The following is a 12,009-nucleotide window of genomic DNA, read 5'->3' as shown; positions in this document are numbered from 1 at the left end:
GCGGTCACGTTGCCCTGGTAGTAGTCCTTGTCGGTGGCGCCCTCCGCCCGGGGGTGCGGCGGCGCGAGCATGTCCTGCAGCAGCGGCGCGAGCAGCCGGTCCTTTTCGTAGATGAGGTCGGCGCGGTTGTCGTCGGCCATCTCGTAGTCGTTGGTCATCGTCAGCGCCCTGGTCGGGCAGGCCTCGATGCACAGGCCGCAGCCGATGCAGCGCAGATAGTTGATCTGGTAGACCCGGCCGTAGCGTTCCCCCGGCGAGTACCTCAGCTCCTCGGTGTTGTCGGCGCCCTCGACGTAGATCGCGTCGGCGGGACACGCCCAGGCGCACAGCTCGCACCCGATGCACTTCTCCAGGCCGTCGGGGTACCGGTTGAGTTGGTGGCGGCCGTGATAGCGCGGCGCGACCGGGCCCGGCTTTTCCGGATACTCCTCGGTCACTCTCTTCTTGAACATCGACCCGAGGGTCACGCCGAAACCTGCCACGGCGTCGAGAAATTTAGGCACGTGCTTTCTCCTTGCTCGCGCCGACCTGCTGCGCCGGCAGCGGCGGTGTCGGGAACGCCGGCCCGAGGGCCTCGGGGGCGGGGATTTCCCCGCCCTGGCGGCGCAGCTCGCGTTGCATCGCGCGAATGGTCGGCGTGCTGAACGGTTTTCGCAATAGCAGCACCAGCCCCGCGGCGAAGACCAGGCTGCTGACCACCAGGACCGGCGTCCAATGCGCGTATCCCTGGTTGCGCGCGGTGCGGATCACCGCCGCGATCAACACCCACACCAGCGACGCCGGGATCAGCAGCTTCCAGCCCAGCGCCATGAACTGGTCGTAGCGCAGCCGGGGCAGGCTGGCCCGCAGCCAGAAGTAGATGAACAGGAAGGTCCACATCTTGGCGGTGAACCAGAGCACCGGCCACCAGCCGGTGTTGGCGCCCGCCCACATGTTCAGCGGCCACGGCGCGTGCCAGCCACCGAAGAACAACGCGGTGGCCAGCGACGAGACCGTCATCATGTTGACGTACTCGGCCAGCATGAACATCGCGAACTTCAGCGACGAGTACTCGGTGTGGAATCCCGCCACCAGTTCGCCCTCGGCCTCGGGCAAATCGAATGGCGCCCTGTTGGTTTCACCGACCATCGAGATGAGGTAGATCACGAAGGACGGCAACAGCAGGAACACATACCAGACCCGATCCTGCGCGCCGACGATCTGCGACGTCGACATGGAGCCGGCGTAGAGGAACACCGCGGCGAAGGACAGCCCCATCGCCACCTCGTAGGAGATGACCTGCGCGGTGGAGCGCACCCCGCCCAGCAAGGGGTAGGTGGACCCCGACGCCCAGCCGCCCAACACGATGCCGTACACCCCGATCGCCGACAGGCCGAGGATGAACAGCACCGCGACCGGAAGATCGGTCAGCTGCAACGGCGTTCGGTGGCCGAACACCGACACCACCGGGCCGAACGGGATGAACGCGAACGCGGTGAACGCGGGAATCGTCGAAATGACCGGCGCCGCAAAGTACACGAACTTGTCGATGCCGCCGGGGGAGATGCTCTCCTTCAGCGCCAACTTGATCCCGTCGGCCAGGCTCTGCAGGGCGCCCCACGGCCCCACCCGGTTGGGACCGGGCCGCAGCTGCATCCAGCCGAGGATCTTGCGTTCCAGCAGGATCGCGACCAGCACGTTCAGCATCAGGAAGACGAAGATGGCCAGCGCCTTGCCGAGCACCAACCACCAGGTGTCGTGCCCGAAGGCGCTCAAGGGCACGGTCATGTTCCCGCTCCGATCGTGACGATGCTGCCCAGCGTTACGCCCAATTTCCGGTGCACCGCCGAGCCCGGCGAGTTCAACGGAAGCCACACCACCCGGTCGGGCATGTCGGTGATGGCCAGCGGCAGCATGATCGAGCCGCGCGGGGTGCTGACCGTGACGTTGTCACCGTCGGCGGCGCCGACCTCGGCGGCGGTCTCGGCCGACAGCCGGACGACGGGCTTGCGCGCGGTGCCCGCCAAATGCGGTTCGCCGTCCTGCATTCGGCCCTCGTCGAGGAGCATCCGCCAGCCGGCCAGCACGGCCTGCCCTTGCCCGGGGGTGGCCGGTTCCGGCGCCGCGACCCGCGGGTCGTCGGCGCGTGCGCCCTCCCATGTGCTCAGCCCGGCGAGCTCCTCGCGGGCCGCCTCGACGGTGCCGGTGTTCAGGTAGATACCCATCTCGTCGGCCAGCGTGTCGAGCACCTTGTGGTCGGACTGGCCGGCCTCCCGGGTGGTGCCGCGCAGCGCCGGCGCGAACGCGCGGTAGCGGCCTTCCCAGTTGACGAAGGCGCCGGCCTTCTGCGTCGTCGGCGCGACCGGGAACACCACGTCGGCGCGTTCGGTGACGGGGCTGTGCCGCAGCTCGAGGCTGACGATGAAGCCGGCGGCGTCCAGCGCGGCCAGCACCGCTTCCGGGTCGGGGAAGTCGTTGGGTTCGATGCCGCCGATCAGCAGCGCCGACAGGGACCCGTCGGCGGCCGCGGCCAGGATGCCGTCGGCGTCCCGCCCAGGCGCCGAAGGCAATTCGTCGACGTTCCACGCCGCGGCGACCTGTGCGCGGGCGGCGTCGTCGGCGACGGGGCGCCCGCCCGGCAGCAGCGTGGGGAGCGCGCCGGCTTCCAGCGCGCCGCGCTCGCCGGCGCGCCGCGGCACCCACGCCAGCCGGGCGCCGGTGGCGTCGGCGAGTCGCGCCGCGGCGGACAGCCCGCCCGGCACCGTGGCCAGGCGCTCGCCGACCATGATGACCGCGCCCGGTTTCGACAGCAGCTCGCCGGCCTCGCCGGTGGCCAGCCCGTCCAGCGCGGCGGCTTCGCCGCCGGGAACGGTCTTGACCAACCGGCCCGACATCTTCGTCAGCGCCCGGGTGGCGAACGGCGCGACCGAGTACACGGGCAACCGGTGCTTGCGGGCGGCCTTGCGCAGCCGCAGGAACACGATGGGCGACTCGTCCTCCGGCTCGAAGCCGACCAGCACCACCACGGGGGCGGACTCCAGGTCGGAGTAGCTCACGGTCACCGGCCGGCCCGCCACGCGGGCGGCCAGGAAGTCGGCCTCCTCCGCGGAGTGCGGGCGGGCGCGGAAGTCGATATCGTTGCTGTCCAACGTGATTCGGGCGAACTTGCTGTACGCGTAGGCGTCTTCCCAGGTCGCCCGGCCACCGACGAGCACGCCGGTGCGCCCGCGGGCCGCTTCGAGCCCCTGGGCCGCGGCCACGATCGCGTGCGACCAGGACGCCGGCTGCAGCGTGCCGTCGGCGTCCCGGATCAGGGGAGTGGTGATCACGTCGGGCTGGGTCGCGTAGTTGAACGCCCACCGGCCCTTGTCGCAGTTCCACTCCTCGTTGACCTCGGGGTCGTCGCCGGCCAGGCGCCGCAGCACCTTGCCGCGCCGGTGGTCGGTGCGCTGCGCGCAGCCCGAGGCGCAGTGCTCGCAGACGCTCGGGCTGGAGACCAGGTCGAAGGGGCGGGCGCGGAAGCGGTACGCGGTCCCGGTCAGCGCGCCCACCGGGCAGATCTGCACCGAGTTGCCCGAAAAGTACGAGTCGAACGGCTCGTTGGCGTAGATGCCGACCTGCTGCAGGGCGCCGCGCTCCTGCATGTCGATGAAGGGGTCACCGGCGATCTGCTCGGAGAACCGCGTGCAGCGGGCGCACAGGATGCAGCGCTCGCGATCCAGCAGCACCTGCGAGGAGATGTTGATCGGCTTGGCGAAGGTGCGCTTGACGTCGGTGAAGCGGGATTCGGCGCGCCCGTTGGACATCGCCTGGTTCTGCAGCGGGCATTCGCCGCCCTTGTCGCACATCGGGCAGTCCAGCGGGTGGTTGATCAGCAAGAGCTCCATGACGCCGTGCTGGGCCTTGTCCGCGGCCTCGGAGGTGAGCTGGGTGCGCACCACCATGTCGTCGGTGCACACGATGGTGCACGACGCCATCGGCTTGCGTTGCCCCTCGACCTCGACCATGCATTGCCGGCACGCGCCGACCGGGTCGAGCAGCGGGTGGTCACAGAACCGCGGGATCTGGATGCCCATCAGCTCGGCCGCGCGGATCACCAGAGTTCCCTTGGGAACGCTGATCTCGGCGCCGTCGATGGTCAGTGTCACCATCTCCGGCTTGCTCACCTGGTTTTCGGTGTCGGCCGCCTGGGTCACGCCTTACCTCCGTTCAGCACCGAGTCCCGCGGGTCGAACGGGCAGCCGCCACCCTCGACGTGGGCGACGTATTCGTCGCGGAAGTATTGGATCGACGACATCACCGGGCTGGCGGCGCCATCGCCCAATGCGCAGAACGACTTTCCGAGGATCGCGTCGGAGATGTCGAGCAACTTGTCGAGATCCTCGTGAGTGCCCTTGCCGGTCTCGAGCCGGGTGTAGATCTGGTCCAGCCAGAACGTGCCCTCGCGGCACGGGGTGCACTTCCCGCACGACTCGTGCTTGTAGAAGTACGTCCAGCGCTGCACGGCACGCACCACACAGGTGGTCTCGTCGAAGATCTCCAGCGCCTTGGTGCCCAGCATCGAGCCGGCGGCACCGACGCCCTCGTAATCCAGTGGCACGTCCAGATGTTCGTCGGTGAGCAGCGGCGTCGACGACCCGCCCGGGGTCCAGAACTTCAGGCGATGCCCGGCGCGGACCCCGCCGGCGTAGTCGAGCAATTCGCGTAGCGTGATGCCGAGCGGGGCCTCGTATTGGCCGGGGCGGGTGACATGCCCGGACAGTGAATACAGCGTGAAGCCAGGCGATTTCTCGCTGCCCATCGATCGGAACCATTCCACGCCGTTGAGGATGATCGGCGGCACGCTGGCGATCGTCTCGACGTTGTTGATCACCGTGGGGCAACCGTAAAGCCCGGCCACGGCGGGGAACGGCGGCCGCAGCCGGGGCTGGCCGCGCCGGCCCTCCAGACCCTCCAGCAGCGCGGTTTCCTCGCCGCAGATGTAAGCGCCCGCACCGGCGTGCACCACCAGCTCCAGGTCGTAGCCGGATCCTTCGATGTCGCGGCCCAAATAGCCGGCGGCGTACGCCTCGGCGACCGCGTTCTGCAGCCGGCGTAGGACCGGAACCACTTCGCCGCGCACGTAGATGAAGGCGTGGCTGGCCCGGATCGCGTAGGAGGCGATGATGGCGCCCTCCACCAGCAGGTGGGGCGTCGCCAGCATCAGCGGAATGTCTTTGCACGTACCGGGTTCGGATTCGTCCGCGTTGACCACCAGGTAGTGCGGCTTGGCGGCCGGACCGCTGTCGCCCTGCGGGATGAACGACCACTTCGTCCCGGTCGAGAAGCCGGCGCCGCCGCGACCGCGCAGGCCCGAGTCCTTGACGGCCCCGATGACCGCGTCGGGCTCCATCTTCAGGGCCTTCTTCAGCGCCTGGTAACCGTCGTGGCGCTGGTAGGTCTCCAGCGTGAACGACGTCGGGTCGTCCCAGTAGCGGCTGATGACCGGGGTCAGCGGGGTGGTCATGACTCGCCTCCGGGAGCCGGCGGGGCTTCCATGCCCTTCTCCTTCGCCACCTGCAGCCCGGCCAGAGTGGCTGCACCGGGGCCGCCCTGGCCTTCGTCGGGGCGCTCGTCGGGCAGGCCGGCAAGGATGCGCGAGGTTTCGCGGAACTTGCACAGCGCACCGCGGGTGGGAGCCTTGGGATTTCCGGACCGCAGCGAGTCGACGAGTTCGCGTGCCGACTCCGGGGTCTGGTTGTCGTAGAACTCCCAGTTGACCATGACCACCGGGGCGAAGTCGCACGCCGCGTTGCATTCGATGTGCTGCAACGTGACCGAGCCGTCGTCGGTGGTCTCATCATTGCCGATGCCGAGATGTTCCTTGAGCGCGTCGAATACCGCGTCGCCGCCCATCACCGCGCACAGCGTGTTGGTGCAGACGCCGACCAGGTAATCGCCGGTGGGGCCGCGGCGGTACATCGTGTAGAAGCTGCCGACCGCCGACACCTCGGCACCGGTCAATCCGACTTGCTCGCCGCAGAATTCGAGTCCCGCCGGTGTCAGGTAGGAATCCTCGGCTTGGACCAGGTGCAGCAACGGCAGCAGCGCCGAGCGCTTGTCGGGGTAGCGGCCGATGATCTCCTTGGCGTCGACCTCGAGGCGCGCCCGCACCTCGGGCGAATACGACTGCGGCGCACCCTCGGTCACGAACGCGTTGGGTTCCTCGGGCGGCGGTCCGAGCCGGATGAACACCGGCTGACCCTGCGGCCCCGTCATCGGTCCACCCCGCCCATCACCGGGTCGATGCTGGCGACCGCGGCGATCAGGTCCGCGACCATCCCGCCCTCGCACATCGCGGCGACGGCCTGCAGGTTGGTGAACGACGGGTCCCGGTAGTGCACCCGGTAGGGCCGGGTGCCGCCGTCGCTGACCATGTGCACGCCGAGCTCACCGCGGGGCGATTCCACCGCCGTGTAAACCTGGCCGGCCGGAACGCGAATGCCCTCGGTGACCAGCTTGAAGTGATGGATCAGCGCCTCCATGGAGCTGCCCATGATCTTGGCGATGTGTTCGGGCGAGTTGCCCAGGCCGTCGGGGCCGACCTTCAGGTCGGCGGGCCAGGCGATCTTGCGGTCCTCGACCATCGTCGGCCCCGGCCGCAACTTGTCCAGACACTGCTCCACGATCTTGATCGACTCCCACATCTCCTTGACGCGAATGATGTAGCGCCCGTACGCATCACACCCGTCGTCGGTGATCACGTCGAACTCGTAGTTCTCGTAGCCGCAGTAGGGCTCGCTCTTGCGCAGGTCGTGCGGCAGCCCGGTGGAACGCAGGATCGGGCCGGTGATGCCCAGCGCCATGCAGCCGGTCAGGTCCAGGTAGCCCACGCCCTCGGTACGCGCCTTCCAGATGGCGTTTTCGTTGAGCAGGTCGCCCATTTCGCGCAGGGGCTGCCGCAACTCCTTGAGGGCCTCGGCGATCTCGGTTTCCGCGTTGGGTGGTAGGTCCTGTGCGACGCCGCCCGGCCGGATGTAGGCGCTGTTCATCCGCAGCCCGGTGATCGATTCGAACAGCTTCAGGACGATCTCGCGGCCCCGGAAGCCGACGAACATCGGGGTCATCGCGCCCAGCTCCATGCCGCCGGTCGCCAACGCCACCAGGTGCGACGAGATCCGGTTGAGCTCCATCATCATCACCCGGATGACGTTGACCCGCTCCGGTATCTCGTCGGTGATGCCGAGCAATTTCTCCACACCCAGGCAGTAGGCCGTCTCGTTGAAAAACGGTGACAGGTAGTCCATTCGGGTCACGAAAGTGACGCCCTGGGTCCAGTAACGGTATTCGAGGTTCTTCTCGATCCCGGTGTGCAGGTAGCCGATTCCGCACCGGGCCTGGGTGACCGTCTCGCCCTCGATCTCCAGGATCAGCCGCAACACGCCGTGCGTGGAGGGGTGCTGGGGACCCATGTTGACGACGATGCGCTCGCCGGGGTCCGCGTTGCGGGCGGCGTCGACGATCTGGTCCCAGTCCTGACCGCCGGCGACCAGGACCGTTTCAGCTTGAGTCATTAGTTGTAACCCCTGCGTTCGTCGGGCGGAGGTATCTGTGCGCCCTTGTACTCGACCGGGATGCCGCCCAGCGGATAGTCCTTGCGTTGCGGATGGCCGTGCCAGTCGTCGGGCATCTCGATCCGGGTGAGCGACGGGTGGCCGTCGAAGATGATCCCGAAGAAGTCGTAGGTCTCGCGCTCGTGCCAGTCGTTGGTGGGGTAGATGCCGTACAGCGACGGGATGTGCGGATCACTGTCCGGCGCAGCCACTTCCAGCCGCAGCCGACGGTTGTGGGTGATCGACTGCAGCGGGTAGACGGCGTGCAGTTCCCGGCCCGTCTCGTGCGGGTAGTGCACCCCGTTGACGCCCAGGCACATCTCGAAACGCAGGTCGGGTTCGTCGCGCAGCCGCTGCGCGACGCGCTGCAGCAGATCGCGGCGGACGTGCAGGGTCAGCTCGTCGCGGTCGACGACGACCTTCTCGATCGCCTCGTCGAATTCGATGCCGTTGCGGCCCAGCGCTTCCGCCAACCGGTCGGCGATCTCGTCGAAGTACCCGCCGTAAGGTCGGGGGCTGGAACCGGGCAGCGTGATCTCGCGCACCAGCCGCCCGTAACCGGACGTGTCGCCGGTGCCGCGCACCCCGAACATGCCGCGACGAACGTCGATGACTTCTTCGTCGGCGGTCGGGACGGATCCCCCCACTTCGCTGGCCGCCACCTTCGGGTCGTGGTCGGGAGAGCTCATCGCAGCAGACCGCGCATCTCGATCGTGGGCGTGGCCGCCAACGCGGCCTGCTCGGCCGCGGCGATGGCTTCTTCGCGGTTAACGCCCAGCGGCATTTCCTGAATCTTTTCGTGCAGCTTCAGGATTGCGTGCAGCAGCATCTCCGGTCGGGGCGGGCAGCCGGGCAGGTAGATGTCGACCGGGACGACGTGATCGACGCCCTGCACGATCGAGTAGTTGTTGAACATCCCCCCCGACGACGCGCACACGCCCATAGCCAGCACCCATTTCGGCTCGCCCATCTGGTCGTAGATCTGGCGCAGCACCGGGGCCATCTTCTGGCTGACCCGCCCGGCCACGATCATCAGGTCGGCCTGCCGCGGCGTCGCCGAGAACCGTTCCATGCCGAAGCGCGCGATGTCGAACCTCGGTCCGGCGGTTGCCATCATCTCGATCGCGCAGCACGCCAGCCCGAACGTCGCCGGCCACAGCGAGTTCTTGCGGACGTATCCGGCCACCTTCTCGACGGTGGACAGCAGGATGCCACCGGGCAGCTGTTCTTCCAGGCCCACTCTTACCTCAATCCCATGTCAGGCCGCCGCGGCGCCACACGTAGGCGTAGGCCACGAAGACCGTGAGCATGAACACCACCATCTCGACCAACGCGAAGGTCCCGAGCGCGTCGTAGCTGACGGCCCAGGGATACAAGAACACGATTTCGATGTCGAAGACGATAAACAGCATTGCGGTCAGGTAATACTTCACCGGGAACCGCTGCCCGGCCGTCGCGTGCGGGCCGCTCACAGGGGATTCCGTGGGTTCGATCCCACACTCGTAGGCCGCCAGCTTCGACTTGTTGTAGCGCTTCGGGCCGGCCACGCTCGCGATCCCGACCGAGCCCACGGCAAAGGCGGCGGCAATCCCGCCGAGCACCAGGATGGGTATGTAGACGTTCAACTCGCTCCATGATCCGTCGTAATGTGGCCGCCTTCTCAAACTGAGCGGGCGGCCAGGCGGTGACCGGGCTGCTGTGACGAACCGGGTCTGTAGCCCGTCACAGTGACCTTCAACATAGCGTCGTTGGCGTCGGCGCACGTGCCCGGGGTGGTGCTATTTGCCCGGTTTTAACGTCCCCGCATCCGGGCGAGTCGTCGCGGGGGTGCTGAGCACCCGCCCACACGGTCTACGGTCCCGTGTCGGCGCAGGTGAGAGGGGTAATCGCTAGTGAGCGGGAGCGCGGAGCAACCCGAGGACCGTGCGGCCCAACACGATGGGGTCCAGGGGATGGGGCACGGCGGCATCGGCGCGCGACCAGCTGGCCAGCCACGCGTCGTCGCGGCGGCCGGTGAGCACCACGATCGGCGGGCAGGTCGCGAGCTCGTCCCTGAGCTGTTTGGCGATGCCCATGCCGCCGGTGGGGGTCGCCTCCCCGTCGAGAATCGCCAAGTCGATGCCGCCCTCGTCCATCGTGCGGATCACCATGGGGCCGGTCGCCACCTCGACGTAGGTCAGCTCGGGTAGGTCCGGGTGCAGGTGCTTGCCCAATGCGCGCATCACCCGTTCGCGGGTTTCGACGTTGTTGCTGTAGACGAGGATCCGCAGGGGGCTGCTGGAGTCGGGCACGCTCAGATGGTACTGGTGGCGCGCAAACCCTACCGGGTTGCCCGAACGAAGACCGCTTGCGCGGCCGCCGTCGCCGTCCCGCCGACCATGCCGAACCTGTTCCAGCCCAGGTCGAATTGGGACCGGTCGACCTTGGTTTCGCCGGAGATCCGAATCGAGCCGTCGTCCAGCTCGGTGATCGTGACGGGCAGGGGCAGCGGCGCGGTGATGCCCTTGACGGTGAAGCTGGCCCGCAGGTCGGCGGCCCCGCCCTTGGTCGGGTTTACCGCGGTGACCACGACGCTGATCTCGGGGAAACGCTCGACGTCGAAGAAGTCGGGCGAGCGCAGGTGCTTGTCGCGGCGGCCGATGCCCGTTCTCAGCGACGCCGCGCGGATGTCGACGCGGCCGAAGATCGCGGCATTGCCGGTGAGCTGCCCGTCGCCGCTGAACTCGCCGAAGCGGCCCTTGACGTTGAGCAGGCCCCAGAAGTTTCTGACCTTGAAGGTGATCTCCGAGCGATCGCGAACCAGGTTCCACACGCCGGCCAGGTCCGGATCGCTCAGCAGTGTTTCCAGAGTCGTCATCGTCCTCCCCCGTGACTCCAGTCGAATCTAGCCGTTAGGCGAGCAGCGGCGCGATCTCGGCGGGGTCGAAGTATTCGTCGATCCGGTCGATGAGCCCATCGGCGCCCACCCTGATCACGATGCAGACCCGCATGGAGATCGATTGGCCGGCATGGCCGGTGGCGTGCAGGATGTGCTGCTGGACGAAGCCGCCGGGGAAGTACCGCCGGTCGAGGATCTCGTAGCGGCGCTCGGTCGTTGCGGTGATGAACCAATCGATGACCCGCATCGCCCGGGCCTTGTCATCTGACTTGGAGGGGTCGCGCCGCGCGCCCGCGCGCCAGACCGCGATGTCGTTGCTCCACAATCGATCGACCGCCGCGGCGTCGGTGTTCTCGATCGCGGCGAACAGGCGGTCGGCCACGTCGACGATGGTGTCGGTCTCGGCTGCGGACATCTGGAGGCGCCCTCTCATTCGATTGCAAACCAATCCAGTATCGAACGTGCGGCTGCCAGCGGACAGGCGACACCGCAAATGGAGCACTCAGCCACAAGACCGCAAATAGTTTCTACGCGGGAATGTAGAACGGGCCGACGCCAATCTTGTGGTCGCCGGTGAGCCCAATGCCGATCAGGTTGTTGCCTGTGTTGCCGATCCCGAGATCGAAGTTGCCAAAGTTGAACAAGCCCTGGTTGAAGTTGCCGGTGTTGCCGAGGCTCAACGCACGCAAGAAGCCGATCCCCAAACCGGTGTTTCCGGTGCCGTTGTTGAAGAAGCCGGCGTTGGAAAGGCCGGTATTCCAGCCGCCAAAGTTGTTGTTGCCGTTGTTGAAGAAGCCAATGTTGCCGGTGGTTTCGGCGGTGAGGAGGCTTGGATTATTGAGCAAAGTGCCGATATTGCCGGCGTTCCACGTGGTGTTGGGGTTGACGTTGCCAATGCCGAAATTGGCGAAGCCCGTGTTGTTTATCCCGAACTCGATGGTGCCGATGTTGCCGATGCCGACGTTGTAGGCGCCGTTGTTGAAGAAGCCGAGGTTGTCGGTGCCGATGTTGCCGTATCCGACATTCGCGGCGGCGTTCGCGACCATGCCTGGCAGGTTCTGCAACGCCTGCATCGGCGCCCCCAACTGCGCCGCCGCCACCGAGGCTCCACCGTGATAGCCCACCATCGCGGCCACGTCCTGGGCCCACATCTGCTCGTACTGGCTTTCGGTTTCCGCGATCGCGGGTGCGTTCTGCCCGAACAGATTCGACATCACCAACGACACCAAGTCGGAACGGTTGGCCGCGACCAGCACCGGGTGCACCGTGGCCGCCAGCGCCGACTCGAACGCACCCGCCACCGCCTGAGCCTGCGCAGCCGCCCCAGCCGCCTGGGATGGGTTGGCCTCCGAGCTGGATTCGGCGGCGAACTCGTTTTCGTCAGTGACGTCGGGGTTGGCCTCCCAGGGATGGCAGGGTCCGGCGGCTCAGGCGATGGTGGCCGCGGCGGCGCCGTACGCGGACTGGTTGAGTACGGCGGCGGCCCAGGCGGCTGGGGCGGCTGCGCAGGCTCAGGCGGTGGCGGGTGCGTTCGAGTCGGCGCTGGCGGCCACGGTGCAC

Annotated in this window: 14 protein-coding genes; 1 reads left to right on the top strand and 13 read right to left on the bottom strand. The window is 67.5% G+C overall.

Features of this window, described 5'->3' with window-relative positions; genetic code table 11:
- The 13 genes from nuoI to A5655_RS18250 form a co-directional block, all read right to left on the bottom strand.
- The coding region (nuoI, locus tag A5655_RS18310) for an NADH-quinone oxidoreductase subunit NuoI (protein WP_067012352.1) at positions 1 to 503 on the bottom strand (503 nt) is incomplete at its 3' end.
- On the bottom strand, positions 496 to 1,755 hold the full coding sequence (nuoH, locus tag A5655_RS18305; protein WP_197508735.1) for an NADH-quinone oxidoreductase subunit NuoH: 1,260 nt from the start codon (positions 1,753 to 1,755) through the stop codon (positions 496 to 498). The genes nuoH and nuoI, both read right to left, overlap by 8 nt.
- An 8-nt stretch (positions 1,756 to 1,763) precedes the next feature.
- Positions 1,764 to 4,175 carry an NADH-quinone oxidoreductase subunit G gene (locus A5655_RS18300; RefSeq protein WP_067012348.1) on the bottom strand — a complete coding sequence of 804 codons (2,412 nt, stop codon included), beginning with the start codon at positions 4,173 to 4,175 and terminating at the stop codon, positions 1,764 to 1,766.
- A complete protein-coding gene (nuoF, locus tag A5655_RS18295) occupies positions 4,172 to 5,485 on the bottom strand; it encodes an NADH-quinone oxidoreductase subunit NuoF (protein WP_067012346.1) in 1,314 nt (437 codons plus the stop codon). The genes A5655_RS18300 and nuoF overlap by 4 nt, the downstream gene beginning before the upstream one ends.
- The gene (gene nuoE, locus A5655_RS18290) at positions 5,482 to 6,237 is read right to left on the bottom strand and encodes an NADH-quinone oxidoreductase subunit NuoE (protein ID WP_067012344.1); all 756 of its coding nucleotides are present in this window, start codon (positions 6,235 to 6,237) and stop codon (positions 5,482 to 5,484) included. Before nuoE ends, nuoF begins: the two co-directional genes overlap by 4 nt.
- On the bottom strand, positions 6,234 to 7,532 hold the full coding sequence (gene nuoD / locus A5655_RS18285; RefSeq protein WP_067012342.1) for an NADH dehydrogenase (quinone) subunit D: 1,299 nt from the start codon (positions 7,530 to 7,532) through the stop codon (positions 6,234 to 6,236). Before nuoD ends, nuoE begins: the two co-directional genes overlap by 4 nt.
- Complete coding sequence (locus A5655_RS18280) at positions 7,532 to 8,260, bottom strand: NADH-quinone oxidoreductase subunit C (RefSeq protein ID WP_067012340.1); 729 nt, start codon at positions 8,258 to 8,260, stop codon at positions 7,532 to 7,534. Before A5655_RS18280 ends, nuoD begins: the two co-directional genes overlap by 1 nt.
- Positions 8,257 to 8,811 (bottom strand): NADH-quinone oxidoreductase subunit B family protein, encoded by a 555-nt coding sequence (locus tag A5655_RS18275; protein WP_067012338.1) that lies wholly within the window; start codon positions 8,809 to 8,811, stop codon positions 8,257 to 8,259. Before A5655_RS18275 ends, A5655_RS18280 begins: the two co-directional genes overlap by 4 nt.
- A gap of 7 nt (positions 8,812 to 8,818) precedes the next feature.
- Complete coding sequence (locus tag A5655_RS18270; RefSeq protein ID WP_067012336.1) at positions 8,819 to 9,196, bottom strand: NADH-quinone oxidoreductase subunit A; 378 nt, start codon at positions 9,194 to 9,196, stop codon at positions 8,819 to 8,821.
- Positions 9,197 to 9,460: 264 nt separating this feature from the next.
- Positions 9,461 to 9,862 carry a response regulator transcription factor gene (locus A5655_RS18265; RefSeq protein WP_067012333.1) on the bottom strand — a complete coding sequence of 134 codons (402 nt, stop codon included), beginning with the start codon at positions 9,860 to 9,862 and terminating at the stop codon, positions 9,461 to 9,463.
- Between the two features lie 29 nt (positions 9,863 to 9,891).
- Complete coding sequence (locus A5655_RS18260; RefSeq protein ID WP_067012332.1) at positions 9,892 to 10,428, bottom strand: YceI family protein; 537 nt, start codon at positions 10,426 to 10,428, stop codon at positions 9,892 to 9,894.
- A gap of 34 nt (positions 10,429 to 10,462) precedes the next feature.
- The gene (locus A5655_RS18255; protein WP_067012330.1) at positions 10,463 to 10,864 is read right to left on the bottom strand and encodes a nuclear transport factor 2 family protein; all 402 of its coding nucleotides are present in this window, start codon (positions 10,862 to 10,864) and stop codon (positions 10,463 to 10,465) included.
- Between the two features lie 112 nt (positions 10,865 to 10,976).
- The gene (locus A5655_RS18250) at positions 10,977 to 11,750 is read right to left on the bottom strand and encodes a PPE family protein (RefSeq protein ID WP_067012328.1); all 774 of its coding nucleotides are present in this window, start codon (positions 11,748 to 11,750) and stop codon (positions 10,977 to 10,979) included.
- A gap of 40 nt (positions 11,751 to 11,790) precedes the next feature.
- Here A5655_RS18250 and A5655_RS27355 point away from each other — a divergent pair.
- A partial coding sequence (locus A5655_RS27355) for a PPE domain-containing protein (RefSeq protein ID WP_156764922.1) occupies positions 11,791 to 12,009 on the top strand: 219 nt, incomplete at its 3' end.

Source organism: Mycobacterium sp. 1081908.1 (assembly GCF_001673535.1).
In the GTDB taxonomy this organism is placed as follows: Bacteria; Actinomycetota; Actinomycetes; order Mycobacteriales; family Mycobacteriaceae; genus Mycobacterium.
This window is presented reverse-complemented; position numbering and strand designations above follow the sequence as displayed.

Coding starts and splice junctions, on each gene's coding strand:
- A5655_RS18260 (WP_067012332.1), bottom strand. CDS start 10,428: ATGACGACTCTGGAAACACTGCTGAGCGATCCGGACCTGGCCGGCGTG.
- nuoF (WP_067012346.1), bottom strand. CDS start 5,485: ATGACCACCCCGCTGACCCCGGTCATCAGCCGCTACTGGGACGACCCG.
- A5655_RS18255 (WP_067012330.1), bottom strand. CDS start 10,864: ATGTCCGCAGCCGAGACCGACACCATCGTCGACGTGGCCGACCGCCTG.
- nuoE (WP_067012344.1), bottom strand. CDS start 6,237: ATGACGGGGCCGCAGGGTCAGCCGGTGTTCATCCGGCTCGGACCGCCG.
- nuoD (WP_067012342.1), bottom strand. CDS start 7,532: ATGACTCAAGCTGAAACGGTCCTGGTCGCCGGCGGTCAGGACTGGGAC.
- A5655_RS18280 (WP_067012340.1), bottom strand. CDS start 8,260: ATGAGCTCTCCCGACCACGACCCGAAGGTGGCGGCCAGCGAAGTGGGG.